16 protein-coding genes and 1 pseudogene are annotated in these 26,318 nt (G+C 59.3%); 10 read left to right on the forward strand and 7 right to left on the reverse strand.

Annotated elements, in window-relative coordinates:
- Positions 1–4: 4 nt before the first annotated feature.
- The 7 genes from bioF to EXQ56_08600 form a co-directional block, all read right to left on the reverse strand.
- Positions 5–1,198, reverse strand: a complete 1,194-nt coding sequence (gene bioF / locus EXQ56_08570; protein MSO20503.1) for an 8-amino-7-oxononanoate synthase — start codon at positions 1,196–1,198, stop codon at positions 5–7.
- A gap of 73 nt (positions 1,199–1,271) precedes the next feature.
- Positions 1,272–2,357: a biotin synthase BioB gene (bioB, locus tag EXQ56_08575; GenBank protein MSO20504.1), complete on the reverse strand. Its 1,086-nt coding sequence runs from the start codon at positions 2,355–2,357 to the stop codon at positions 1,272–1,274.
- A gap of 117 nt (positions 2,358–2,474) precedes the next feature.
- On the reverse strand, positions 2,475–3,857 hold the full coding sequence (locus tag EXQ56_08580; GenBank protein MSO20505.1) for a penicillin-binding protein: 1,383 nt from the start codon (positions 3,855–3,857) through the stop codon (positions 2,475–2,477).
- Between the two features lie 131 nt (positions 3,858–3,988).
- A complete protein-coding gene (gene recA / locus EXQ56_08585) occupies positions 3,989–5,065 on the reverse strand; it encodes a recombinase RecA (GenBank protein ID MSO20506.1) in 1,077 nt (358 codons plus the stop codon).
- Between the two features lie 132 nt (positions 5,066–5,197).
- Complete coding sequence (locus tag EXQ56_08590) at positions 5,198–5,785, reverse strand: aminodeoxychorismate/anthranilate synthase component II (protein ID MSO20507.1); 588 nt, start codon at positions 5,783–5,785, stop codon at positions 5,198–5,200.
- A complete protein-coding gene (trpE, locus tag EXQ56_08595) occupies positions 5,782–7,467 on the reverse strand; it encodes an anthranilate synthase component I (GenBank protein MSO20508.1) in 1,686 nt (561 codons plus the stop codon). Before trpE ends, EXQ56_08590 begins: the two co-directional genes overlap by 4 nt.
- Positions 7,468–7,511: 44 nt before the next feature.
- The gene (locus tag EXQ56_08600) at positions 7,512–9,122 is read right to left on the reverse strand and encodes a type I 3-dehydroquinate dehydratase (GenBank protein ID MSO20509.1); all 1,611 of its coding nucleotides are present in this window, start codon (positions 9,120–9,122) and stop codon (positions 7,512–7,514) included.
- A 194-nt stretch (positions 9,123–9,316) separates the two neighbouring features.
- Between EXQ56_08600 and EXQ56_08605 the strand changes: the two genes are divergently transcribed.
- The 10 genes and pseudogenes from EXQ56_08605 (at position 9,317) to EXQ56_08650 (ending at position 26,119) form a co-directional block, all read left to right on the forward strand.
- A complete protein-coding gene (locus tag EXQ56_08605; GenBank protein MSO20510.1) occupies positions 9,317–10,246 on the forward strand; it encodes a DUF4159 domain-containing protein in 930 nt (309 codons plus the stop codon).
- A gap of 91 nt (positions 10,247–10,337) precedes the next feature.
- A pseudogene (locus tag EXQ56_08610) lies at positions 10,338–10,538 on the forward strand (DUF86 domain-containing protein).
- A 298-nt stretch (positions 10,539–10,836) separates the two neighbouring features.
- Complete coding sequence (locus EXQ56_08615; GenBank protein ID MSO20511.1) at positions 10,837–13,116, forward strand: hypothetical protein; 2,280 nt, start codon at positions 10,837–10,839, stop codon at positions 13,114–13,116.
- A 215-nt stretch (positions 13,117–13,331) separates the two neighbouring features.
- Positions 13,332–14,363 carry a hypothetical protein gene (locus EXQ56_08620; GenBank protein MSO20512.1) on the forward strand — a complete coding sequence of 344 codons (1,032 nt, stop codon included), beginning with the start codon at positions 13,332–13,334 and terminating at the stop codon, positions 14,361–14,363.
- Between the two features lie 169 nt (positions 14,364–14,532).
- Positions 14,533–17,304, forward strand: a complete 2,772-nt coding sequence (locus EXQ56_08625; GenBank protein ID MSO20513.1) for a tetratricopeptide repeat protein — start codon at positions 14,533–14,535, stop codon at positions 17,302–17,304.
- Between the two features lie 87 nt (positions 17,305–17,391).
- Entirely contained in the window at positions 17,392–18,426 is a 1,035-nt protein-coding gene (locus EXQ56_08630; protein ID MSO20514.1) for a MoxR family ATPase, read from the forward strand.
- A gap of 196 nt (positions 18,427–18,622) precedes the next feature.
- Positions 18,623–19,630 (forward strand): DUF58 domain-containing protein, encoded by a 1,008-nt coding sequence (locus EXQ56_08635; protein MSO20515.1) that lies wholly within the window; start codon positions 18,623–18,625, stop codon positions 19,628–19,630.
- Positions 19,631–19,739: 109 nt separating this feature from the next.
- A complete protein-coding gene (locus EXQ56_08640; GenBank protein MSO20516.1) occupies positions 19,740–21,839 on the forward strand; it encodes a VWA domain-containing protein in 2,100 nt (699 codons plus the stop codon).
- Positions 21,839–25,720 carry a hypothetical protein gene (locus EXQ56_08645; protein MSO20517.1) on the forward strand — a complete coding sequence of 1,294 codons (3,882 nt, stop codon included), beginning with the start codon at positions 21,839–21,841 and terminating at the stop codon, positions 25,718–25,720. The genes EXQ56_08640 and EXQ56_08645 overlap by 1 nt, the downstream gene beginning before the upstream one ends.
- A gap of 42 nt (positions 25,721–25,762) precedes the next feature.
- A complete protein-coding gene (locus EXQ56_08650) occupies positions 25,763–26,119 on the forward strand; it encodes a PilZ domain-containing protein (GenBank protein MSO20518.1) in 357 nt (118 codons plus the stop codon).
- The last annotated feature ends 199 nt before the right edge of the window (positions 26,120–26,318 follow it).

Consider the following 26,318-nt stretch of genomic DNA (forward strand, 5'->3'; position numbering starts at 1 on the left):
AAGGCTACGGTCCACTCCTTCTTCTTTTTGGGGCATTCATCAGCTGCGCCATTTTTTCAAAGGCGCGGAGCGCTTTCTGGAGTTGAGCTTCCGTATGCGTGGCCATCGGTGCCAGACGCAGCCGCGCCGTCCCCGAGGGAACTGTCGGCGGACGGATTCCCTGCACGAATACTCCTTGCTGCAAAAGAAATCGGCAAGCTGACATGGTACGACGCTCGTCGCCAATTATGACAGGAATGATCTGGCTCTTCGTAGGGCCCGTGGTGAATCCCAAATCAATTAAGCCTTCTCGGAGCAAGCCAACATTGCGCCAAAGTTGGACTCTGTGCTGTGGTTCACTCCGAATGATTCGGATCGCCTCCGCAGATGCCGCCAGGACGGCCGGTGGCAAGCCCGTAGTGAAAATAAAACTGCGCGCGCGATTCACGAGAATTTCGATCAGTCCCTGGCTTCCAGCGACATACCCGCCATGACTGCCGAGCGCTTTGCTGAAAGTGCCCATCTGGACATCCACGTCGCGCGATAATCCCAACTCCTCCACCAGACCCGCACCGCTGGGGCCGAACACTCCGGTGCCATGAGCCTCGTCCACCATCGTCATGGCTCCATGCGCGCGCGCAATTTTTGCGATTTCAGTGAGCGGGGCCTGATCTCCGTCCATGGAAAATATCGATTCGGTGATGATTAACTTCCGCCGCGCAGAGGTTTGCCGCTGCAATTGATCCGTAAGATCGGCGGCATCGGCGTGGCGATAAATGCGGATCTCCGCGCGCGACAATCGCGCGCCATCGATGAGGCTGGCATGGTTCAGCGCGTCGCTGAAGATGACATCGCCCGGTCCGACCAAGGCAGGGATGGTCCCGATATTGGCGTGATAGCCTGAAGCAAAAACCAGCGCCGCCTCAGTGCCCTTGAAGCTCGCCAATTCCTGTTCCAACTCGATGTGTGGTTCGATGTTTCCACTGATTAGTCGAGACCCGGTGGACCCGGTTCCATAGCGATGAACCGCCTGACAGGCGGCGTTCTTGACTCGCTCGTCATGAGCGAGTCCGAGGTAGTTGTTCGAGCAAAGTAGCAGGGCCTGCCGCGCGCCCACTTTAATGAACGGGCCGGGCTCGCCGCGCAACACGCGCAGGGATCGGAACATGCCCTGCTTGCGCAGAGCGATCAATTCTTCGCGGAACAATGTGGAAGCCATCACGTGAATGGACTATCTGCGGCTTTTATGATCAAAGGCCGCAATAAACAGACGAACAAACAAACTGGCGGGCCTACGGGTTCCCGCCTACGGTGGTTTCGGCTATAACCGCTTCTGCCGCGCTGCCGCTCAAAGCCGGGGCGAGTCCAGGTGCGTAATCCGGCTGAAATTTCCTGGTCGGTTCGCGTGGCGCCGTCGCGGCGACAAAGCCTGCATCTTCCAGCATCTGCAGATCGGCTGCAGGAACTTCGCCGCGAGTCGTGAGATAGTCGCCGATGAAAATCGAGTCGGCCACATACAGGCCCAGCGGTTGCAGAGAGCGCAGATGGTACTCGCGCCCGCCTGCGATGCGAATCTCTTTTGATGGGTTCACCAACCGGAACAGGCAGAGTATGGCCAGGCACTTCTGCGGCGTGAGTGTTTCCACCCCCCCTAGCGGAGTTCCGGCGATTGGGATGAGGAAGTTCAGCGGGATGGAATCGACATCCAGCGCACGCAGCGAAAGCGCGAGGTCAATGATCTGATCGTCCGTTTCACCCATGCCGAGGATGCCGCCGGAACAGGGAGACATTCCCGCTTTCTTCACTGCTCCCAACGTATCGACCCGGTCTTTATAGGTGTGCGTGGTGCAGATCTCGCCGTAGTGCTCCTCGGATGTGTTCAGATTGTGGTTGATGCGCTCAGCACCAGCCTCTTGCAGGATGCGGGCTTCATCCTCATTGAGCAGCCCCATGCAACAGCAGATGCGCAGCGGATAAGTCGCCCGGATTTCGCGCACGGCCGAGGCCACGTGCTCCAGTTCGCGAGAGGACGGACGGCGACCGCTGATGACGATGCAATAGGTATGAGCTTTTACTTCCATGGCTTGACGCGCGCCTTCGAGCAGCGTCTCCTTCGATTGCAGCGGGTAGCGATCCACGCCGGATTGCGCCAGTACGGATTGGGAGCAATAGCCACAGTCTTCGGGGCACAGGCCGCTCTTGGCATTGATCAGCATGTTGAGCTTGACGCGCTTGCCATGATAGTGGCGCCGCACGCGGTAGCAGGCTGAAACCAGATCGAGTAATTCTTCCTCTGGCACGCTGAGCACGGCGCGGGCGTCCTCCCGCGAGATCAGCTTGCCGCCGAGTGCCTGCACGGCCAACTCTTGCCACTGCATACGGTTCTCCCCGCTGTTGGTAATCACAATAGATGATTATACCGATGCCGGAGGTGGCATCCAAATAGGAATGCCATCCTTAGAGGAATCGTTCAGGAAATGAACGGTAAACTTTGGTTATTTAATGGAAGGAAAAGTAATGGCAGCAGGCAAAATCCGAGCTGTCTTGGTTTTCTGGACAAGGCTGGCGAAGTAGTCTCCTTCGCCGAGTTTGCGGAACATCCGGCCTGCAACTTCAGAGGCCTTCGGGCCGCCGCCCAGCTTTACTCCTGTACGCAACAGGACCACCACGGCCAGCTTCGCCGGCGAATCGCTATAGCCGGCAAACCATCCCAGCCGCGCACCATCCTGCGAACAGGTGCCAGTCTTGCCGAGAATGTGAATATCCGGAATATTCGCGCGACGAGCGGTCCCGGCCAAAACGGCGCTTTCCATGCCATTGCGGACAGAATCAATCGTTTCGCTGATCGGCAGTTCGCGCTTCAGCATGGGAACAAATTCTTCTCCGGCAGTTGGATACTGCAGATAGTAAAGTCTGCCACCGTTGGCCATGGCGCTGGTGAACGATGCCAGTTGCAAGGTCGTCATGGAAATTCCCTGACCAAAGCTGGCAACTTTGCCAACACCGCCAGCACTCTTCGCGGGTGCCTTCTCGGGAAATGCGCCCTGCGATTCGGGATTAATCCCGAAGGAGGCTGCTTCCCCAAATCCGAACAGTCTGCCATAGTACTGCAACCGCTCGATGCCGAGGGAACGGCCCAATTCTTCAAAATACAGGTTGTTGGATTTCGCCAGCGCCTGCTCCAGCGTCAGATACCACTTGCGCCCCAGCTTCAGTCGGTTGGTTTCACTGTTGATGATGCCATCTCCCAGCGCAGCCAGCGCGACGGCGGGCTTGAATGCTGAGCACGGCTGGTAACCTGATTCGAGCGCGAGTTTCTGATTGACGATGGAGAGAATCTGCCCGTTTTCAGGATTCACCACGACCACGGCGCCCATCAGCTTGCCCAGCGCCTCAACCGCAGCGGCGCGCACGATTGGATCATCCCGGCTGGGATCATCATCCTGACTGGGGACACCATAGGTCGGTATTTTGCCGACTGGCGTGGGGCGCACTCGCCGCAGCGTGCGGCGGGCTATGGTTGTAGTTTTCTTACGAGTAACAGCTTTAGGCTTGGTCGCCGAAGCAGCGCCCGTCTTGGCCACTACTTTCTTTGATTGCTTTTTTTGTGCCGTAATTTTTGGTTTAATAACTTTCGACTTGACAGTTACAGGCGCGGCGGTTCCCGTTCTGGCAAGGATCGTTTCGCTGGCACGGGCCTGCCATTGCGTCAAACACACAATGAGTACGGTCGTCAAAACTATTGAGGCTCGGGTTCTCTTCGCCATCCTCATCCTGCTTTTGCCTTCCTTTGGTTCCAGTGCGAAACACCTAACGAACTTCAGGAGAATCGAGAGGGTACCCTCTATTGTTATCGGATACCCGCCCATCTCGTCCATAGAAAAAGAGCTGCCCACTGAATGGTTGAATCCAACTTCGATGTGTTAGCCCCAGAATCAAAGGGGATTGGACAGTTCGCCTAAGTGGGTGTGCCATTTTCGTAAACACTTGCCCGCGTCTGAGGGACCGATTATCCGCGGCCTTTGGCCGGAGCGGCCTCCGCCACCGCAGCCGGCGCTGCTGCTGCGGAATTATTGGACGGTAATCCAAGGGCGGCGCGCAGCTCGATTTCGAGCTTATCGCGGACCGCAAGATTCTCTTTCATATAGGTGCGGGCGTTTTCCCTTCCTTGCCCGATCCGCTCGCCCTTATAGGAGTACCACGCCCCGCTCTTTTCAAGGATATTTTTGTCCGCGGCCATGTCCAGCAGCTCGCCCTCTTTGGAGATGCCCTCGCCGTAGAGGATATCGAACTCAGCTTCTCGGAATGGCGCAGCCACTTTATTCTTGACCACCTTGGCGCGGGTGCGGTTGCCGACGACCTTCTCGCCCTCTTTAATCGCTGCTATGCGGCGGACATCAATGCGAACGGAGGAATAGAATTTCAGCGCGCGGCCTCCGGTAGTTGTCTCCGGATTGCCGAACATGACTCCAATCTTCTCGCGAATTTGATTGATAAAGATCAGACAGGTATTCGACTTGAAAACGATGCCCGTTAGTTTGCGCAGCGCCTGGGACATCAGCCGCGCCTGCAAGCCCATGTGCGAATCGCCCATTTCGCCGTCCAACTCAGCCTTAGGGACCAGTGCCGCCACCGAATCCACCACGACCACATCCATGCCACCCGAGCGCACCATGGCCTCGGCAATCTCCAGCGCTTGCTCGCCGTAATCCGGCTGCGAGACATAAAGATTGTCCACATCCACGCCTAACTTCTTGGCGTACCCGGGGTCCAGCGCATGCTCGGCATCCACGAAGGCGGCCAGTCCGCCCAGTTTCTGGGCCTCTGCAATAATTTGCAACGCGAGAGTCGTCTTGCCGCTCGCTTCCGGGCCAAATATCTCCACCACACGACCGCGCGGAACTCCACCAACGCCCAGCGCCGCATCAAGGGCGATGGAGCCGCTGGAAATCACCATAACCGGCACCACGTCTTTCGCGCCCAGCCGGATGACCGATCCTTTGCCAAACTGTTTATCAATCTGCGCCAGCGCCAAATCAACGGCGCGTGTTCGTTCCGACTGTTTATCCGCCGGTTTCTCGGCCATGATTCCCCCTGAGGACAATTCAAAGAATGAGTGCTAATCGTAAGTTAAAGCGCGAACGGGCATTATATATCATCGGACCCGCAAATCAATCTGAAAAGTAATACGAATAAAAAGCGAATCTACTGGAAGCGATCAAAGAATCGCAGCGGGCTGTCCTGCCCAGGCGAGGAAGTTCTTGAGAAGTGTGTTGCCGGTGGGAGTGAGGATGGACTCAGGATGGAACTGCACGCCCTCGATAGGCAGCGAGCGATGGCGCATGCCCATGACGATGCCGTCCGGAGTGGATGCGGATACCTCCAGAACGTTGGGCATCGTGGATGGCTCCACCACAAGGGAATGATATCGGCCCGCATCGAATGGGTTGGGAAGGCCGTGAAAGAGCGCCTTGCCGTCATGATGAATCTTCGTGGCCTTGCCATGAACCAGCGAAGGTGCCGCGATCACGCGTCCGCCGAAGACCATGCCCATCGCCTGATGTCCGAGACAGACACCGAGCATCGGCAGTTTGCCCGCGAAATGGCGGATGCACTCCACCAGAATGCCAGCATCCTCGGGCCGTCCCGGCCCCGGCGAAAGGACCAAGGCCTGCGGGCGCATAGCCGCAATCTGCTCCACGGTCACCTGATCGTTGCGGCGAACTTCCAGCGTGGCGCCCAGTTCGCCCAGCATCTGAACCAGGTTATACGTGAAGGAATCGTAGTTATCGAGAACGAAGATCATTTTCGATTGCGTCTCCGCTGGGCAGCCGCCCCGGCTGCTTGCTGTTCGGCAATGTCAATTGCCGCCAACATGGCCTGGCCCTTATTCATAGTTTCTTCGTATTCATTCTCTGGCACTGAGTCGGCCACGATGCCCGCGCCAACCTGCACGCTGGCTTTTCCGTTGCGCACCACAATCGAGCGGATGGCGATGCAGGAGTCGAGATTCCCCGTCAGGTCATAGTACAAGACCGTTCCGGCGTAGATACCGCGCCGCGTGGGTTCCAGCTCTGAAATAATCTGCATGGCGCGAACCTTCGGCGCGCCGGTTACCGTGCCGGCGGGAAAGCAGGCCAGCAGCGCGTCCCAGGCATCCAGTTCCGGACGAAGTTTTCCTTCAATGCTCGACACCAGATGCATCACATGGGAATAGCGTTCAATGAACTTCAGACGCGCAGGTTTCACCGTGCCGTAACGGGCGACACGGCCAACGTCATTGCGGCCCAGGTCCACCAGCATGGTGTGTTCGGCCAGTTCCTTTTCATCGGCAAGAAGTTCCCGTTCCAGTGCGTCATCCTGTTCGGGCGTGGCGCCGCGGTGGCGAGTGCCGGCAATGGGCCGGTACTCAATATCTTCACCAGTCACTTTCACCAGCATCTCCGGCGAGGATCCCAGCACACAGTCCTTTCCTAACTGCATATAGAAAAGATAAGGCGCGGGATTCACGCGTCGCAGCGCTCGATAGATCTCGAAGGAATGCGAATGGATTGCAACTTCCAATCGCTGCGACAAAACCACCTGAAATATGTCCCCGGCCCGGATGTACTCCTTGGCCCGGACGACAGCATTCAGGAACTTTTGTCGTGAAGTATTGGAGCGCACCTTCAGGTTGAGCCGCTTCGAAGTTGTCGCTGTAGCTGACGTGCTCACCGAAGGAACCGCTGGCGATTCCAGCGCCTTCACGACTCTGGCGATATCCTCTTGCGCGTCCTTATAGGCCGCATCAATCTGCTTCTTCGTTGAGCCATCAGGAAGAAAAGCGTTGCGCACGATCCAAATCTGGTGCTTCACATGATCGAAGATCAGCAAGGTTGAAAACAGCATCAGCACGGCATCCGGCATGGGTGTTTCACTGCCAGTCACGCGCTCACGCGCTGGAAGTTTTATGGGCTCCTGAAGACTAATCAAGTCGTAACCCATGTACCCGACCGCTCCCGCAACCAATGGAGGTAATCCCTCAATGCGAGCCGGGCGGAAGCGGGAAAACATGCGGCGGGCAAAGGAAAGGAAATCGCCTGACACTTCCCTCCGCTGGCCGCCTTCCCAAATCTCGATGCGGCCACTGCCGCTGGTCGAGCCATTCTTTTTTGAATTGGCTGAGTCGTTTTCCTTCAACCAAAACTTTAAGATAAGCAAGGGTGCCGCATGGCGGGACGCGCTCGCGGTTTGGCCCGCCCCAAGAAATGTATAGCGGGCTATGTTCTCGCCACCCTCGACGCTCTCGAATAAGAACGAGTAATTGCCGTCCCTGAGTGTACTGAAACGGTTCCTGCTGGAGGTCGGCGCCTTCGCTTCCGAATGGGTCAGCTTCCAATACGCGGAGACGGGTGTCAGCAGATCGCCTGACACCGTGGTCCACACGGGCACCCAGTTAGCCTGCCGGGCAAGCTGGTGAAAAGTTTTCAGGTCTGAGGCAATGGGCATCGCGATTGTTGGAATCTATTTCAATGCGAGTTGATGTAAGGCGGCTACTTATGCTGCTGCTGACGCATGCGATCGAGCTCTTCCGCCGCGGTCCGCCGCATTCTGGTCAACGGTGCTTCGTGGCCCGTCCAATATTCAAACTGCCGCGCAGCCTGCGCCAGGTACATTTCAATGCCGGAGATGGTCTGGCATCCCTTGGCCCGAGCCATGCGCAGCAGTTTGGTATCATGCGGATTGTAGATCAAATCAAAAACAGTTTCGGCGCAGATCTGAACCGGCGTCAGCGGCGACGCATCGCGCTGCGGCCACATACCGACTGAGGTGGCCTGAATCAACAGGTCCGCCTTGGCATCGCCTAAATCCTTCAGAGCGATCTCCCCACAACGAAACTCTTTGGCCAGTTTGCTTACATTCAGCGGATTACGGCCAGCGATCAGAATACGACGGCAACCTAGACTTCGTAAGCCAACGATTGCGGCACGGGCAGCACCCCCATTGCCCAGTATGATCGCAGAGAAATCAGCCGGCAATTTCTGCTTATCGGTCAATTCGTAGCGCACCTTCAGGGGCTCAATGATCCCCGCCACATCGCTGTTGATGGCCTCCCACTTACCTCGGCGAACCCGAACAGTGTTGGCCGCGCCGACGGCTTGGACCAATTTATCCGGACTATCAATGTAGCGCAATATGGCTTGCTTATGCGGTAGCGTGATGCTGAAACCCGCCAGCGGATAGTCGAGAGCCGCTTGGCGAAATTCACGCACATCATCGGACTGCAGCGGCAGATATACCGCGTCGAGATCCAGCGCGCTGATGGACGCATTATGCACCGCAGTGCCGATGGAATGCTTCACCGGATTGCCGAGCACGCCATAGAGTTTCGTTTTACTGCTCAACTTGTCCGCGCGATACCGCCGCCGCAACAGCTCCGCGTCCACTTGGCCGGGAGCTGCAACGAAAGATTCCTCGGCTGCGGGGGGCGCCGCGTAGATAAAGGCGCTGCCGCGCGAAAGAGCCAGGACACGACTCGGGATGCCTGCATCGCCCATGCAGAACCCCACCCATTGGGCGTCATTTACCTTCGCTTGTTCTTGCAATTCATTCAGCAGGCGCACGACATCGCTCTGACCCTTGGCCGTGGGAACGATCTTATATATATTGGCTGGTATCTTGCGTAGTCTGCTGACCACCGGGCCGAGCGGAGGAGTCTTCTTGAAATCATGAAAGGAGAGGATGACGGCGGCCTTTTTTCTCAAGGCTTCCAGCAAGTCCCCCGCCGCGCCGGCCGTGCTTGATTGGGCCGCCTCGGCGCTTTCAATCTCCACATCGACCAGGCGGCAGCCCGCCTCGGCGGCGCTGATCAGCAGACGGAGTTGCTCGTCCACTGTTCCGGAGAACTTGCCGCCATTGGGTTCGCGCCGGCAGGTGGCCTGGAGAATCGCTCCGGGCGAGGATGCAATTAGATTGGCGATTTGCGGAATCGCATCGGAGGGCCGAGTGAGCCAGTCGAGACGCAGCTCCACGAAGGGACTGTGCGCCAGCGCGCGACGTGCGCACACCATCAGCTCGTTGATGGTTGTGCCGGTCGCCGCAATGCATATCTTGGGAAAATTCACTGACCGCGCGCGGACACGCTTAACTGTTCCAGATGTCATTATCTAACCATCATACGGAAGGGTGCCTCCAGTGTCGAGGAATCCTTGCGGCAACGCGACAAATTCAGTTGCCCAAATATTCCAAATTTGCGGTTGTGCACAAATTGCACACTTTCACGGAATTTTCCAAATATGTCGCCTCCCGCTGATTTTTCCCTGCACCCTCCCCGCGAGACGCCCGGACTGGCCACGGAATGGTCTGGACTGGTATGCTGGGTGGAAGTCATCCCAGTAATCGTGGAAGGTTCATGTATAAGTCGGACCGAGCAAGGGCAAAGTACGGCATGGGTCTGGCGCTTGCCTTAGGTCTGGTAATTTGCGCGGGAGCTGTCGCCGGGCGCGGAGCATTCCAAATTTGGAGCCAGACCCCACCCTCTCCCGGGTCTCGACAGGTGCCGCCTCCTTTGCTCCCTCCGGAAGATGAAACTCCCCTCGACATGACTACCGACGGTCCGACCACCGACTACGAATTTCTGTTCACCCGCCTGGCCCACTACTCGCCGGGATTCCAGTTGAGCAACGATGGCCAGGCCTGGCCCACCGACTACCCCAAAGCGGATCGCCAGTTTCTGCAAGGCCTCTTGCGCTACACCGCCATCGAAGGCCGCAAGCAGGAGCACGTCGTGCGGCCCACTGCGGATGAGCTGTACGACTTCCCCTTCGTCTATGCCGTCGAGGTTGGTTACATGCAGCTCTCTAACGACGAAGCCCAGCGCCTGCGCCAATATCTGCTGCGCGGCGGATTCATGATGGTCGACGACTTCCACGGCACCCGCGAGTGGGACAGTTTCGAAGCGCAGATGAAGAAGGTCTTCCCGGAATATGAGATCGAGGACATCAACGTCTCCGACCCCATCTTCCATTGCTTCTTCAATATCGAGGAGCTGTTCGAGCTGCCAGGCCTGCAATTTTTATATTCGGGACGCATCTTCGAGAAGGACGGCCGCGCGCCGCGCTACGCCGCCATCCGCGATGCCACCGGCCGCATCCTGGTGATGATCAACCACAACGTCGACATGGGCGATGCCTGGGAGTGGGCCGACCTGCCGCAATACCCCGAGCGCTACACCTCGCAAGCCTACCGCCTCGGTGTGAACTACATCGTCTACGCCCTCACCCACTGAACCACGTCACAGTGCCGCGCGCGTGAGCGAGCGGGCCTATGGAACCATACGCTGCGGCCGCCTGGGTTTGGGGTTTGATGCGCGCGCTGGAATGCAAAATTACGTTTGAGAAGCGTCGAAACGACTGTCTCTGGAATTCAAGAACGCTCATCCCAACCTTCCCTGGCGCCGAATCACCGGCATGAGAGACTTCCTGATCCACGATTATCTGGATGTGGACTTGGAGATCGTCTGGCGCACGGCCACCGAAGACATCCACGAACTGAAGCGGGCATTGGCTACGACTAGATGAATTTTCCACCAAGATCAACGTGGTGCAGAACTGGCCACGCAGAATAGATGCCGAGCTGATGCAGAACATGCCGGTGCAGTAATTGCGCGCCGTCGCGTCACAGAGTCGCGTTTTGCCGAGGGCCGTTCAACAAAATAATTGACAATTGGAAGAAAGCGGCTGCAAGGCTGCGACGGGGTGGCGCCGTGATGCGCAGAAAAGCATTGCGCGCGGCCACCGTTGCGGTCAGAATTGCATCCAACGGCAAGTTGGTGGAGCATTAGGTGGGAAAGTTTTGACTGGCGCTTGAGGAGCACGGATGGGCGAGGCCATCTTCCGATTTCTGTTTAAATATCCGCCGATCGCCTTCGAGCGCGGGCGGGTGACGCTGGCCTCCGGCTGGCCCGTTTGGCTATTGATAATCCTCGCGCTGGGCGGCGCGGCGGCGCTGGGATATTTCCTGTGGCGGCAAAAGTCGCGGCTCCCGCTTACCAGCAAGCTGATGGTCTGGGGCGCGCAGTCGATTACGCTGGCGATTCTGCTGCTCCTGCTGTGGCGACCGGCTCTGGTGTTATCCTCATTAGTTCCGCAGCGCAACGTGCTGGCTGTGCTGGTGGATGACTCTTCCAGCATGGCGCTCACCGATGAAGGCACAATCCCGCGCGTCGAGCAGGTTCGCCAGACCTTTGCCGACGATGGCGCGTTGCTCGCCGAACTGCGCGAAAAATTTCAGGTCCGCACATACTCCTTCTCCAATCAACCCCGCAAACTAATTACCGCCGCCGACTTGCAGGCATCCGGCAAGTCCTCCCGCGTGGAAGAAGCCGTGGGACAGATTTATGGCGAGTTGCGCCACCTGCCGCTGGCGGGCGTCGTGGTGGTCTCCGACGGCGCGCAAAATGCCGGCAAGCCTTCGCCGGAAAATTTGCAGGAGATGCTGGCGCGCAAGATTCCTATCTACACGCTGGGCGTGGGTAATCCTCAGATGGAGCGCGACATTGAAGTAACCGACATTGTGCTGCCGCGCACGGCGCTGCCCGGTTCTACGGTTACGGCTGCCGTTTCTCTGCGCCAGCATGGCTACATCGGGCGCGCAGCGAAGGTGGAATTGCGCGAAGGCAACCGCCTCTTGAAGAGCCGCACCGTGGAGTTCGGCCCCTCGCCCGTGGAGACGGTCAACATCAACTTCACGCCTGAGACCAAGGGCATACGCGAGTACACCGTGGTCGTTTCTCCCGCTGGCGGTCCCGAGCCGATCATGGAGAACAACGCGCAATCGCGCGTGGTGGAGGTCCAGGACCGCGTGGCTAAGATCCTCTATATAGAAGGTGAGCCGCGCTGGGAGTATAAGTTCCTGCGCCGCGCCATGGAGGAGGACAAGAGTTTCCAGATCGCCAGCGTGCTGCGTACTTCGCAGAACAAATTCTATCGTCAGGGAATCGAGAATCCCAAGGAACTGGCCACCGGCATTCCCAGCATGAAGGAACTGTTTCAATATGACGGCTTAATACTGGGCAGCATTCAGGCATCATTCTTCTCGCCGGAGCAGCAGCGCAGCATCTACGAATTCGTCAGCAGGCGCGGCGGCGGACTCTTAATGCTGGGCGGACGCATGGCCTTCGCCGACGGCGGCTATCAAGCTTCCACGCTGGCCGACCTGCTGCCCGTGGAGCTGGACAATCGTGGAGCTACTTCGACGCTGCATCGCCTGCCAGCGAAGTTTCGCCTGACTGCGCGTGGCATGGAGAAAATTCAGATCAACACCGGCACGGCCAGCGATGATACAGCCTCGCAGCTTGCCTGGGACAAACTTCCGCAGCTAGCCAACTATCAGACCACAGGCAAGCCCAAGCCCGGCGCGGTGGTCCTGGGCGAAGGCGTGAACGAGGGCGGAGATATAGTGCCGCTGCTGATCGCCGAGCATTTCGGGCGCGGTCGCACGGCGCTGTTTGCCACTGACAGTTCCTGGCGCTGGCAGATGCAGATGCCTTCGGAGGACCACTCGCACGAATTCTTCTGGCGGCAGTTACTGAGTTCCATGGTCACCGAAACGCCGCGCTTCGTCAGCGTTATGCCGGAGAAGCCGCTCTACGCCGATGAAGAAACGGTTCGCCTGGTGGGCCATGTCTATGACGAGCAGTTCGAGCCTGTCAATGCCGCCGAGGCGGTGGCCACGGTGAATTTCCCGGACGGCTCGAAGCAGGAAGTCCTCATGACTCATTCGGTGGAAGAGGATGGAGTCTTCTATGGCGAGATGAAAGCCGCGCCGGCGGGCATCTACAATGTGGAGTTAAGCGCTAAACTAGCGGACAAACAGATTGGAACCAGTTCGGCATATTTCCAGCGGGCCGACGGCGTGGTGGAACATTTCTCCCCGGAACTAAATGCGCCGTTTCTGTCGCGCATGGCCGAGCAGACCGGCGGAAAGTATTATCCGCTGGCGGAGGCTGGGAAGCTTCCCGAGCAGCTCACCTATTCGCCCGCCGGAGTGTCGGTGCCGGAAGTGCGCGATCTCTGGGACATGCCGTTGTGGCTCCTACTGATATTGATGGCGAAGGGCATTGAGTGGATGATGCGCAAGCGCTGGCGCACGGTGTAGCAGTAAACAGGAGATGAAAAATTAATGGGGTCGTCATTCCGAGCGCAGCGAGGAACCTGCTTTTGATCTTGGGGTGACGGCAGGAAAAGCAGGTTCCTCGCTGCGCTCGGAATGACGACGTTTTAGGTTTTTTCCCAGTATTGGTTGAGGCATGTAAAACGATGGCGTCAGCTTCAAGGCAGTTTAGACTTCAATGGCCGCTACGGATGTTTCCGGTGCTGGTGCTTTTCGCCATGGGCGCCGCTCAGACCGCCCGCGCGCAAGCGCCAACGGCTGCGTCCGACGCCGCCAACCCGCAGACCGTGGCGGTAATACTATCCGGCATTGGGGGTGACGCCGATTACGAAAAGATCATCGACGGCTGGGGCAAAGATCTCTACAGCACGCTCAGCGCGAGCGGGATGACCACCAGCCTCAGCGGAGTGAACAATGCCAATCTCTTCTGGCTGGCGGGCAAGAAGCAGGAAGGCGCCTACGCGGAATCGACCAAGGCGGAGATCACCAAGCTAATGGGCTCGCTCGCAGGGCGACTGCGTCAGCAAGATGTGCTGAGTCTGTATCTGATCGGGCATGGCAGCCACGACGACTACGACTACCGGTTCAATCTGCCGGGACCCGATCTCACCTCCGGTGAAATTGCCGCGCTGCTTGCGCCCATCAAGGCCGAACGCCAGCTCGTTGTTAATATGACCTCCGCCAGCGGCGGTTCCATCCATGACCTGCGGCGCAAGGGCCGCGCGCTAATCTCCTCCACTACCGCCGGACAGGAGCGTAACTTCTCCGTCTTCGCACGCTACTTCGTCGCCGGCGTGCAGGACGCCGCCGCCGATGCGGATAAGAACGAGGCCATCTCCGCCCTGGAGGCCTATCGCTACGCGATACGGGAAGTAACCCGCTACTATGAGGCTGCCAAGCGCATCGCCACCGAGCACGCCATTATTGAGGACAAGGGCGACACCGACGGAGTCCGCGAGCCGACCGCTGAAAATGGCCAGGGTCTTCTGGCCGCGGCCGTAACCGTGCGGCGGCTAGGCAAGGCGAGCGAAGCTCTGGAGACGCCGGAAATTCGTGCGATTCGCTCCAGGAAGCGCGGCATCGAGGAGGCCATCGAGCAATTGAAATACACTAAGGCGTCGCTCGACACCAAGGAATATTTGAAGAAGCTGGAAGGCTTTCTGGTGGAGCTGGCGCGCACCCAGGCGGCGCTGGACAAATTGGAAGAAGCGGCCGGCGCGGGCGCTAAGTAAGTTATTAACGCTCCAGTTTTGTTGTCGTCATCGCGAGCGCCGCGAGGGACCTGCTTTTGCGTTGGCGCGGTGACGGAGCAAAGCAGGTTCCTCGCTACGCTCGGAATGACGACGGTTTGTAGTGGTGGGTAGTTAAGAAAGTGGTGGGTGGTTAAGAAAGTTAAGAAACATGTTGCGCAATGTAAGCAAACTTTGGCCTGGAATGTTCGCCACGATCGCCATCCTCTGCGTGTTGGCGATTCCCTGCCTCGCGCAGACTCCCCGCGTTCTAGTGAATCCTGCGCAGGGGACCACTCCCGCGCCTGCTGCCGCGACGCAGGCTGCCCCGCCCTCGACCCCGCTCGAAGCGGCGCGCCAGAACGTGGAAAAAGGCGAGTACAAAACCGCCATCGAGCAGCTCGAAGCATTGTTGGCGAAGAACACCAGTCCCACCGAGTCCATGCCGCTGCTGATGGAAGCGTGGCTGGCAACAGGCGAATATCGCAAAGCCTCCGAGCGCGGCGAGGAGTATCTAGCGCGCCGCGCCGAACCACCCGTGATGGTGGCGGTCGCCGAGGCCTGGTCGCGGGTGGGAGAATACGAGAAGGCCGAGCAGCGCGTGGCCAATCCCACTACCATCGGCGGACTTTGGATGCGCGGCAAGTTGGCCGCGCGGCGTGGCAAGTGGGACCAGTCCGACCGCGACTTTGAAGAGGTCGTCGCCCGCGCCGCCCGCAGCACCATTCCCAGCTCAGCCGACCAGCTTACGGTTGCCGACTCTCTGGTCGAGTTGAGTCGCTATCAGGACGCCAATGGAGTTTTTCAGGCGCTGGAAAAGGCGTTTCCCGAAAACGCCACAGTGAAGGCGCGCTGGGGCGAACTGATGTCGGCGAAGAATAATCCCTCCGCTGCCGGGGCATTGTTCGGCGAAGCGTTGCAGATCAACCCCAATCATCCCGTGGCGATGGTGGGCATGGGCGTGCAGATTGCCGATGCGTTCGGTAGCAAAGGCAGCGAGCTGATCGCCAAGCTGCTGGAAGTGAATCCGAATCTGGCCGAGGCGCGGCTGTTGGCGGCGCGCATGAAGTTGGAAGAGGAAAAATGGGAAGAGGCGTCAAAAGAACTGGACGAAGTGGACAAGGTAAACCCTCGTTCGCTCGAAAGCTGGGCGCTGCGCGCGGGGCTGGCCTTCCTTCAGGACAAGACCAGCGAAGTGGAGCAGACCTGGGTGCCGCGCATCCTGAAAGAAAATCCGCGCTACGGAGAAGTGTTCGAGTTGCTCGGCGATCTCGGCGTTACGCATCGCCTGTATGAGGAGTCGGTTGGCTACTATAAACGTGCGCTCGAAAAGAACGAGCGGCTCGACGCGGCGCGCTCGGCGTTGGGCATCAACCTGTTTCGCCTCGGCAAGGAAGAGGAGGCCAAACGCACTTTAGAGGCGGCCTACGAGCGCGACCGCTTCAACATCTGGACCGTGAACACGCTGCGGCTGATGGACAGTTACTCGCGCTTTGACTCGTTCGAGACGGACAAGTTTCGCGTCAGACTGCACCAGAAAGAGTCCGCTCTGCTGCGGCCATATGTGGAATCAATACTTAAAGAAAGTCTTGAAACAATAACAAAAAGATATAATTACACGCCGACTCAAAAAGTAGTGTTTGAGATGTTCCCGGACCATGAAGACTTCGCCGTGCGTACTCTCGGCATCCCCGGACTAGGCGCGCTAGGCGCGTCGTTTGGCCCGGTGGTGGCGATGGACGCACCTTCGGCGCGACCGACGGGAGAGTTCCACTGGGGCAGCACGCTATGGCATGAGCTGGCCCACGTCATCACGCTGGGCATCACCAAGAACCGCGTGCCGCGCTGGTTCACCGAAGGCCTCTCGGTCTATGAAGAGGCGCACTCGAAGCTGGGCTGGGGCGATCCTCTGAGCCTTACGACATTCCATGCCTTGCAGAAATATGGCCTGGTGGCCATGAACGAACTGAACGGTGTGTTCGTCCGGCCCAAGTATCCCAATCAGGTCGTCTTCGCCTACTTCCAGTCGGGGCTGATCTGTGAATACATCATCGACAAGCACGGTTTCGCCAAGATCAACGAAATGCTGCGGGCCTATGGCGAGGCCAAGACGGACGCGCAGGTATTCCAGGAAAAACTTGGCGTGAGCCTCGAAGAGTTCGACAAGCTCTTCAAGGAATATGCGCGGGAGAAAACCTACGACTTCGGCAAAGCAGTCGATTTCTCAAAGATGGAGGACCAGTCGATCGAGGCTCGCTTTGTCCATCCTCCAGGAACGGGCGGAGAGGGCGAAGAAGAGGGTGAGGAAGAAGAAGAGGGCGATCCGCAAGCCTTCGTGAAAGGTCTACTTGAAGAGGCGCAGGGTACTTCGCAGGACTTCATCGGCAAGCTGCGCACGGCTTCCCGGCTGCGCAAAGAGAAGAAGCTGAAGGAAGCGATCCAGATCGCCGAGGAAGCTAAGGCCATGCTGCCCCCTTACACAGAGGATGGCAACGCGTACGAGTTGCTGGCCGACATCTACATTGAGCAGGGCCAAAAAGAAAAGGCCGTGGCGGAGTTGCTGGAGTGGCGGCGCCATCGCGGACGCAATCCCGAGGCCTTCAGCAAGCTGGCCAATCTGCTGCACGAGCAAGGCCGTCGCAAGGAAGCCATGCAGGTGGTGGAAGACTCGCTCCAGGTGGCCATGTACGATATTAAGTCGCATCAGAGTCTGGGCGACTGGAGTTTGGAAGAAGGCGACAATGCCACCGCGATCCGCGCTTTTCAAGGCGTGCTGGCGCTGAATCCTCCCGACCAGGCCGCCGCGCACTACAAGCTTGCCACGGCATACATGAAATTATCGAAGACCGCCGAAGCCCGCGAGCAGGTGCTGGCCGCGCTGGAGATCGCGCCCGGGTATCGCCCGGCGCAAAAATTGCTTTTAGAATTGGCCGGAGCCGAGTAGCATCGAACTTACTTGGACATTGGCTCGGGCATGGGCTTTAGCATTGACTGAATCACCGCACTTTTACACGAGAGGGACGGACCACGCATGTCGCTGACGAGCACACCACAGATCACCGAAAGCAATGTACGCGAGCACCTCGCACGGTTGCACGAATACCGCACGTCAATCACCAAACAGATTCGCAAGATGGTCATCGGCCAGGACGAGGCCGTGCACCAGGTTCTGGTCGTCCTGCTGGTCGGCGGACACACGCTGATCACCGGCCTGCCCGGTCTGGCCAAGACGCTGCTGGTGAAGTCCGTGGCCTCCGCGCTGGGCCTGATGTTCAAGCGCATTCAGTTCACTCCCGACCTGATGCCTGCCGACATCACCGGCACCGACATCATTGAAGAAGACATGGCCACGGGGCACCGCGTCTGGAAGTTTGTCCCCGGCCCCATCTTCACGCAGGTGCTGCTGGCGGACGAGATCAATCGCACGCCGCCCAAGACGCAGTCGGCGCTGCTCGAAGCCATGCAGGAGTACAGCGTTACAGTGCTGGGCAAGACCTATAATCTCGACAGGCCCTTCCTGGTGCTGGCGACGCAGAACCCCATCGAGCTGGAAGGCACCTACTCGCTGCCCGAAGCGCAGCTCGACCGCTTCATGTTCAACATTGTGATTGGCTATTTGAGCGAGCAGGAGGAAGTGGACGTGGTCAACGCCACCACCTCCGGCTTGGCAGTGGAGATTGAGCCGATGACCAACGCCGAAGAGGTCCGCCTCTTTCAGGCGTTAATCCGCAAAGTACCGGTGGCCGACAGCGTCGCGCGCTACGCCGTGCAGTTGTCGCGCGCCACGCGACCCACGGACCCCTCCTCGCCCGACTTTGTGAAGAAGTATGTGAACTATGGAGTGAGCGTGCGCGCCGCGCAATATATGACGCTGGCCGGCAAGGCCTCCGCGGTGCTCGATGGCCGCTTCAACGTTTCCGTCGAGGATATCCAGCGGCTGGCCGCGCCCATTCTGCGCCACCGCATCCTGACTAATTTCCACGCCGAGTCCGACGGCATCACCACCGACGAGCTGGTGCGCCGCCTGATCGAGGCAGTGCCCGTGCCGAAATCAGGCTTGTCGTAAGAAGTCGCGGAAGTCGGATTGTCATAAGCCGGTTGATTGTTTTTGAAGTCGTCATTCCGAGCACAGCGAGGAACCTGCTGTTCTATCGTGCGCTGTGAACAGCAGGTTCCTCGCTGCGCTCGGAATGACAACCTCATTAAGAAACATGACAGCAACACGCAAGGTTCGCCGGGCGTTCGAGTCGAGTTGAGGCCGCATGAGCTTCCTGGGCAATCTACAATCAAACGTTGAGCAGGCCGCGCGCAAGGCCGGGTTTGGAGGGCCTGCGGGCGGCTCCACCACCGGGCCGACGCGCTTCCTTGATCCGCGCATACTGGGCCGCATCTCCGATCTGCAACTGGTCGCGCGCAGCGTGGTCGAGGGCTTCCTCACCGGACTGCACCGCTCGCCCTTCACCGGCGTCTCCATTGAGTTCGCCGAGTACCGCCTGTACACGCCCGGCGACGATCCGCGCTCCATCGACTGGAACGTCTTTGCTCGCAGCGACCGCCACTATCAGAAGAAGTATCACGGCGAGACCAATACCGAGCTGACCATCCTGCTGGACGTCAGCGCGTCGATGGGCTTCGGCGGCAACTACAAAAATGTGAATGGGGCGGAGGACGCGCCGGCCATCAGCAAGTATGAGTACGGATGTTATCTCGCCGCCTCGCTCGCCTACTTTGCCAGCCAGCAGCGCGACGCCACCGGGCTGATTCTGTTTGACTCGGAGATTCGCGAGCGCATCCCCGCGCGCATGAGGCGCGGTCAGCTTCCGCGCATCCTGCACGCGCTGGACAATGCCAAGCCGGGCCAGACGACTAATCTGGCGGGAGCGCTCGACAAGCTGGCTGGCATGTTGCACCGCCGGGGCGTGATCGTGCTGATCTCGGACTTCTACGAACAGCCGGAAAAGATCTCCGACTCGTTGCAACGTCTGCGCTTCGGCGGCAACGACTTGATCCTGTTCCATCTGATGGACCCGCTCGAACTGGAATTTAATTTGGACGAGCCGGTGCTGCTGGAAGACCTCGAGACGGGCGACCGCATGGAAGTGAATCCAGAGTACGCCGGGCCGCAGTATCGCAAGCTGATTGAGGAACACATCGGGCGCATTGGCCAGGATGCACGGTCCGCGCGCATTGACTATGAGCTGGTGCCCACGTCGCGCCCGCTTGACTATGCGCTGTTCCACTACCTGTCCGCGCGACAGCGCCGAGGCTGAGCGTGACAGAGCCGCGACCGGAAGGGAGCGGTCCTTAATGGGTACCGATAATCGTCGAGCGTGACCGCTCCCTTCCGGTCGCGGCTCTGTTAACGAGGCTGCTAAAACAATGCAATTTCTTTCGCCATGGTTTTTGCTGGGAGCCTTTGCGGTGGCCGTGCCCATCTGGGTGCATCTCATCCGCAGTGAAGAGGCGCAGCGCATTGCCTTCAGCTCGCTGATGTTTCTGCGCAAGGTGCCCTTGAAATCCGCCTCGCGGCAGAAGCTGAAGCACTTGGCATTGCTGGCGGCGCGAACCGCTTTGCTGGTCCTGCTGGCGCTGGCTTTCGCGCGACCATTTTTTCCGGGAGGCGCGCCGTCGCTGCTGACCGGTTCCGGCAGCCGGCATCGCGTCATCTTACTCGATACTTCCTTAAGTATGCAGATCGGCGACCGCTGGCAGCGCGCCACGCAGGCCGCTGGCGAAGTGATTGACGATGTCAGTGAGAACGACGTCGGCCAGATCGTTACGTTTTCCTCCGACTTTGAAATTCAAAATCTTCCCTCCGCCGACCGCGCCGCGTTGCGCGCCACGCTCGCGGGATTGCAACCCACCGCTGGAACCACCTCTTACGAACATGCCTTCCGCGCCATTGAGCGCATTCAGGAAGACTCCGGCCGCGCGCTGGCCGTAACTTTTATTTCCGATCTGCAGAAGTCCGGCGCGGGTGGCAACGCGCAAGGGTTGTCCGTGCCTCCCGTCGCTGAGTTCAAGGTAGTCGATGTGGGCTCGGCGGCCACGCCGAACTTTGCGGTCTCGGACGTGCGCGTGCGCCCGCTGGTCTTTGGCGGTCGCTACCCGGAGCGCTTGGTGGCACAAGTGCGGGGCTTCGGCACCGAGGTCGCGACGCGGGACTTCACCCTTTCCGTCACGGGAAAAGTCATCCAGCGCAAAACGGTTACGGTGCCGGCCTCTGGAATGGCGCTGGTCAGCTTCGATCCATTCGATGTCCCGCAGGGAATCAATCGCGGCGAAGTGCGTGCCGTAACCGCCGACGAGCTGCCCGCCGACGATGTCTTCCAGTTTTCTCTGGAGCGCCGCGAGCCGTTTCGAGTCCTCTTCCTGCGCAACACGGGCGATGAAGGCGAGTTGTTCTATTTTCGCAACGCGTTGGCCGCCGAGGCCAATTCGCCGTGGCAGTTGGAAGTGCGCACTCCGGGCGACGACACCACGCATCCGCTGAATCAATACGCGCTGGTAATTCTTAGCAACGTGCCGCGCATTCCCAACGAATTGGCTGATGGCCTGCGCGCGCTGGTGCAACGCGGCGGCGGGATCATAATCACCGCGGGCAATCGCTTCCCCGCTCCGGAGCTGGAGCAGCAGCTCGCCGCCTTCTGGCCGGCGCACGCCACGCAGAAGCGCCTGCTCACACGCGACGCCGAGCGCCTGATCCTGCTCGGCGAGTACGAGCGCAGCCACGCCATCTTCCGCGATCTGGAAGACGCCGGTGGCGAATCATTGCGCGCCGTGCAAGCCTACGGGTATCTAAGCCTTCAGACCGATGGGAGTCCAGAGTCGAAAGTATTGATGCGCTTTGCCAATGCCGATCCGGCGCTGGTCGAGCGGCAATACATGGGCGGGCGTGTGCTGCTGCTGGCCACCGCGCTCGACAATATCTGGAATGACTTTCCGCTGCATCCCGTGTTCATTCCCTTCGTGCATCAGATGATGCGCTACGCCGGAGGCTATCCCTCCGACCCGCCGGCCTATCGAATTCCCAGCACGCTGTCGCTGCAAAACTTTGCTCGCGCCGGGCAAGCCGGGCAGGCCTGGGACGCAATTGGTCCGGACGGCAAGCGCGTAGTCGCCTTTGCTCAGGAGAACCGCGCCGACTTCCTGCTGCTGCGTCAACCGGGATTCTACGAGATCACGCAACGCGCCGAGAAGCATCTGATCGCGGCCAATATTGACCCGTCGGAGTCCGATCTGCAACCGCTGCCGGAAGAAGACCGCAAACTGCTCGCTCCTGCAACCGACACGCAAGGTCCCGCCGCTGTAACCGGCGCCCCGGAATCTGAGAAAAAGCAGTCGTTTTGGTGGATACTAATGGTAATGGCGCTGGCGGCAGCGCTGATCGAAATGGTTTTGGCGTTTCCGTTCCTGACCAAGCAGCGAGTGCTGGCGAATGTTGAATCCCAGCCCGCGATGGAAGGCGAGGAAATCTAATGCAGACTTTCCAGTCGTTTTCAAAACCGCCGGAGCGATCCAGGCAAACGGGTGGGCACCCCAACGAGCAGATCGCCGGTTACCTCGGCGATGTGCGGCGTCGCCTGCAATGGCAGACGGCGGCGCAGGGCCTGGGTGTCTGCGGCGTGGTGGCCCTCGTTGCCACCGTCGGTACCGTTCTGGCCGTGAATCACTGGCGTTTTTCGGAGTCGGCAGTCACGATGGGATCCATTTTCCTGTGGACCGCGCTGCTCGCCGCCGGCGCCTACTTTCTGGTGCGTCCGCTGCTGCAGCGCATCACCGACGCGCGTATTGCCCGCTTCGTCGAGGAGAAGCATCCCGAGTTCAAGGATCAGTTGGTAACCGCTGTCGAATTGCAGCAAAACGCCGCGACCAATGCCTCATCACAGATTTTCCAAAGCATCCTTGCGGAAGAAGCGATGCGCAAAACGCCGACTGCTCCGCCCAACTCGCTGGTCGATCCCAAACGCATCTGGAAGCCGCTGACTTGGGGCCTGGGCTCGGTAGCCATCATTTTATTTCTAGGATTATTTGGGCCGGGCGTGTTTCGCTATGGGACCAAGACGCTCTGGATCGGCTGGGCACAGGCCAAGAACAATCCGCTGTATCTGATTAACCTGACTCCCGGCGACGTTACCGTCGGTCGCGACGCGGATCAGGAAATTCTGGCCACCGCCGAGGGCTTCCTGCCCGCCGACATGAAGTTGCACGTGCTCTACGGCAAAAATGCCGCTTGGGAAGAAGCCTCCATGCTGCCCGGCGACAAGGGCGCGGGATTCCATTTTTTGTTGATGAACATTCAGGAGCCGATCCAGTATTACGTTGAGTCCAACGGCGTGCGCACCGCGCAGCACACCATCTCGGTGATCGCCGTGCCGCGCGTAGATCGCCTGGAAGTGAAGTTTCACTATCCGCCCTACGCCGGCATGGAGGACGTTACCGAGCAGGCTGGCGGCGACATCATCGCGCTGAAGGGCACGGAGATCACACTCACCGTCCACACCGACACGCCCGCGCCCGGCGGAAGGCTGGTGCTGGATGACAACTCCGCCATTGAATTGAAGAAGACGGGCGAGAAACAATTGCAGGCCGTCTTCAAGCTATCCAAGGACGCTCTCTATCACGTGCGTCTGCAAGACCCGCAGAGCCGCGAAGCGCGGGCCAGCGAAGAATATCTGATGCAGGCCGTCAACGACATGGCGCCCACGGTGCGCCTGGTCCGTCCTGGCAAGGATCTGAAGCCGACTCCGGTCGAGGAAGTCATTATTAACTTCGAGGCGCAGGACGACGTGAGGCTCTCTAACCTCGACCTGCAATACATCGTGAACGGCAAAGAAAAGAAGACCGTCGCGCTAGTGAAGAATGGAAAGACGCAGCAGGTAACTGAATCTCACCTGATCGCGCTGGAGAATTATACGCTGCAACCCGGCGACCTGATCTCCTACTATGCCGAAGCGAAAGACGCCGCCGGAAACGCCACCCCGACGGATATGTTCTTCCTGCAGGTGCGTCCCTTTGAGCGCAACTACACGCAAAGCCAGCAGGGCGGCGGTGGTGGCGGTGGAGGCGGCGGGCAGGAAGATAGTTTCCTTTCCGAGCGCCAGAAAGAAGTGATCTCCGCCACGTGGAATGTGCTGCGCGGCAAAGACAAGCAGCGCGCCGACCAACTAGCCGAGGCCGCTGAAGTCCTCTCGACCGTGCAGCAGACCGTGAAGGAGCAAGCCGAGACTTTGCAAACACGCATCGGGCGGCGCGAGCTTACCGGTGTCAACCAGGAATTCAACGCGCTGGCGGAAAACCTCAAGAAAGCGGTCGAGTCCATGGACCCGGCCATTGCGATGCTCAAGGGGAAGAAGTTTGAGGATGCGCTCACGCCGGAACAAACCGCGCTCCAGTATTTGCTGCGCGCCGAGGCCACTTATCGCGACATTCAAGTTGCCTTCGGACAGCAGGGCGGTGGCGGTGGCGGCGGCGCCAGCGCGGGCCGCGACCTGAGCGACCTGTTCCAGTTGGAACTCGACACCGACAAGAATCAGTACGAGACGCTACAGCAAATGGCCGCAGGAGGCGCGGGCGGAGCCATGCCCGGTCAGGAGATGGACGAGATCATGCGCAAGCTGCAGGAGCTTGCCCGCCGTCAACAGGAGATCGCGCGCCGCGAGCAGGAGAATCAGAAGGACTCGATGCGCTCGGCCAATCGCTGGGAGCAGGAGATGCTGCGCCGCGAGACGGAGGAGCTGGCGCGAAAGCTGGAGCAGCTCTCGCGTCAGTCGAACTCTTCGCAGATGCAGCAGGCTAGTCGCTCACTCTCGCAGGCCGCGCGCGACATGCAGCAGGCCGGACAACAAGGTCAGCCAGGCGGACAATCGGGCCAGGGCGGGCAGCAGCAGAATAGTCAGAATCAGCAGAACCAGCAGAGTCGAGGCCAGCAAGGTCAGCAGCAGAGCCAACAATCTGGTCAGCAGGGCGATCAGCAGAACGCGCGCAATCAGCAGGGCGGCGAACGGGGCGGCAGCGAACGCGAGCGAGCGCTGGAGCGTCTGCGCGAGGCGAGCAACGCGCTGGCTGGACAGCGTAGCAGCATGGAGGGTCAGCGCCTGAGCGAAATGTCCAATCGCGCCAAGGATATCGCCAACCTCCAGCAAGGGATCGCTGAAGAGACGCGGCGCATGGCCGCCCGTGGCGAGAATCGCTCGCCGGGGCCGGAGGAGCGGCAGGCGCTGTCGGAGACCATCAACGATAAGATTCAACTGCTGGAGCAATTGCGGCAACTGGAGCGTGACATCAACGCCGCCGCCGGCCGCATGGCTGGCAGTCAGCGCGAGACGTCCGAGCAACTTCGTGGAGCGTCTTCGCACATGCAGGAAGAGCGGCTCAGCGACAAAATTCGGCAGGGCGCGTATCTCTCTCAACGCGGATTGTGGCCAGCGGCTGCGCCGGTGGAAGATGAGTTGAGCGGGAATCTGGATGAATTAGCGCGCCGTCTCGATGGCGCGCAGCGCGCCACGCAGCAGGACGGCGCGAGCGAAGGCGACAAGCTGGCGCGTGCGCTGGAAACGGCGGAGCGCGTTCGCCAGGGTCTCGAAGCAATGGGCGGTCAACCTCCCGGGGAGCGGCCCGGACAGGGTGGCCAGCAACCCGGCCAACAGGGGCAGGGTCAACAGCCCGGTCAACAATCCGGACAACAGCAGGGCCAGCGCGGCGGAAATCAAAATGGTAATCAACCCGGCAACCAAGGCCAGCAACCAGGCCAACAAGGTCAGGGCCAACAACCGGGCCAGTCCGGCCAACAGGGACAAGGGCAAGGCCAGGGCCAGGGACAGGGACAGGGGGGCAGTCAGGGTAGTCAGGGTGGCAATGGCCAAATGAGTGATGGTCAGGGTCAGATGTCTGGCCAGCGTAACCCCGGTCAGATAGGCGGCGGTCGAGGCGATGGTCGCGCGGGATCCTTCGCGGGCGGAAATGTTGGCGAGTCCTACAATCCCGGCGGGTTTTATCCGGGCCAGTATACTCCCGAGCAGATGCGGCAGATGGATCGTCAATTCGGCGAGCTTTCGCGCGAGGCCGGCGAGCTGCGCGAACTGATGGGTAATGATACGGAGTTTGGCAAAATGGTGATGGACCTGATCCGCTCCATGCAGAATCTGGACGCGGGCAACTTCCCTGGCGATCCGGCGGAGCTGGACCGTCTACGCAGCGAGTTGACCGATAAATGGAAGGAACTGGAGCTGCGCCTGCGCCGCGAAATGCAGATGGGGGAGCCCGAAGCGGTACGGCTTAGCGGGCAGGAGCGGGTGCCGGAAAAGTATCGCTCACTGGTTGAAGAGTATTACCGCTCACTATCTCGCAAGAAGCAGTAAAATCGGGATTCGGCAATTGCCGAACCGGAGAGTAATCAAACCATGTGCGCCGTTCGAGTGGGTGATTGGTCGGGACCTGAGCAGCGCAAAGCCCGCCGAGTTGCGCTGGGCGCTTCCATCGAGTGTCGGGATGGATTTGATGTCTATCAGGGTAAGGCGGAAAACATTAGCGTCACTGGTTTGCTGATTCGCAGTGAAAAGCAGAGCAGCGAAGACAAGGTGCTGGCTGTGTCGTTTTTCCTGCCCGGCCATGCCACGCGGATTCAAGCAGAAGCGCGGGTCGCCCACATCGTTCCCGGCGTATTCATGGGCCTGGAGTTCTCCACAGTTTCAGAACTCACACAATCCGCCATTGAGCAATATGTAAACTCGGTCCCTACGAGTGAACTGAAACCTTAGAGTTGCTGCCACATTAAGATTGCTGTCTCCCGCTTTTTGGTTCCTTAGGTATAACAATCATCTTGAGTAATTTTGCCTGGCAGCGTCTCCGCATCTTGCAGTCAGCGCCGGTTGCCATGTTACAATCACCGTTCGGGTGAATCGCTCTCGCCGCGGTATCATTTGCCAAAAAATGATTGATTGGCGCAAGAATGGGTCC

The sequence above is a fragment of the Acidobacteriota bacterium genome (genome assembly GCA_009691245.1).
Classification (GTDB): Bacteria; Acidobacteriota; Terriglobia; order 2-12-FULL-54-10; family 2-12-FULL-54-10; genus SHUM01.

Bases quoted from the DNA above. Each gene is read 5' to 3' on its own strand.
- bioF (MSO20503.1), bottom strand. From the start codon at position 1,198: ATGGCTTCCACATTGTTCCGCGAAGAATTGATCGCTCTGCGCAAGCAG.
- bioB (MSO20504.1), bottom strand. From the start codon at position 2,357: ATGCAGTGGCAAGAGTTGGCCGTGCAGGCACTCGGCGGCAAGCTGATC.
- EXQ56_08580 (MSO20505.1), bottom strand. From the start codon at position 3,857: ATGGACGAGATGGGCGGGTATCCGATAACAATAGAGGGTACCCTCTCG.
- recA (MSO20506.1), bottom strand. From the start codon at position 5,065: ATGGCCGAGAAACCGGCGGATAAACAGTCGGAACGAACACGCGCCGTT.
- EXQ56_08590 (MSO20507.1), bottom strand. From the start codon at position 5,785: ATGATCTTCGTTCTCGATAACTACGATTCCTTCACGTATAACCTGGTT.
- trpE (MSO20508.1), bottom strand. From the start codon at position 7,467: ATGCCCATTGCCTCAGACCTGAAAACTTTTCACCAGCTTGCCCGGCAG.
- EXQ56_08600 (MSO20509.1), bottom strand. From the start codon at position 9,122: ATGACATCTGGAACAGTTAAGCGTGTCCGCGCGCGGTCAGTGAATTTT.
- EXQ56_08605 (MSO20510.1), top strand. From the start codon at position 9,317: ATGGTCTGGACTGGTATGCTGGGTGGAAGTCATCCCAGTAATCGTGGA.
- EXQ56_08615 (MSO20511.1), top strand. From the start codon at position 10,837: ATGGGCGAGGCCATCTTCCGATTTCTGTTTAAATATCCGCCGATCGCC.
- EXQ56_08625 (MSO20513.1), top strand. From the start codon at position 14,533: ATGTTGCGCAATGTAAGCAAACTTTGGCCTGGAATGTTCGCCACGATC.
- EXQ56_08630 (MSO20514.1), top strand. From the start codon at position 17,392: ATGTCGCTGACGAGCACACCACAGATCACCGAAAGCAATGTACGCGAG.
- EXQ56_08635 (MSO20515.1), top strand. From the start codon at position 18,623: ATGAGCTTCCTGGGCAATCTACAATCAAACGTTGAGCAGGCCGCGCGC.
- EXQ56_08640 (MSO20516.1), top strand. From the start codon at position 19,740: ATGCAATTTCTTTCGCCATGGTTTTTGCTGGGAGCCTTTGCGGTGGCC.
- EXQ56_08645 (MSO20517.1), top strand. From the start codon at position 21,839: ATGCAGACTTTCCAGTCGTTTTCAAAACCGCCGGAGCGATCCAGGCAA.
- EXQ56_08650 (MSO20518.1), top strand. From the start codon at position 25,763: ATGTGCGCCGTTCGAGTGGGTGATTGGTCGGGACCTGAGCAGCGCAAA.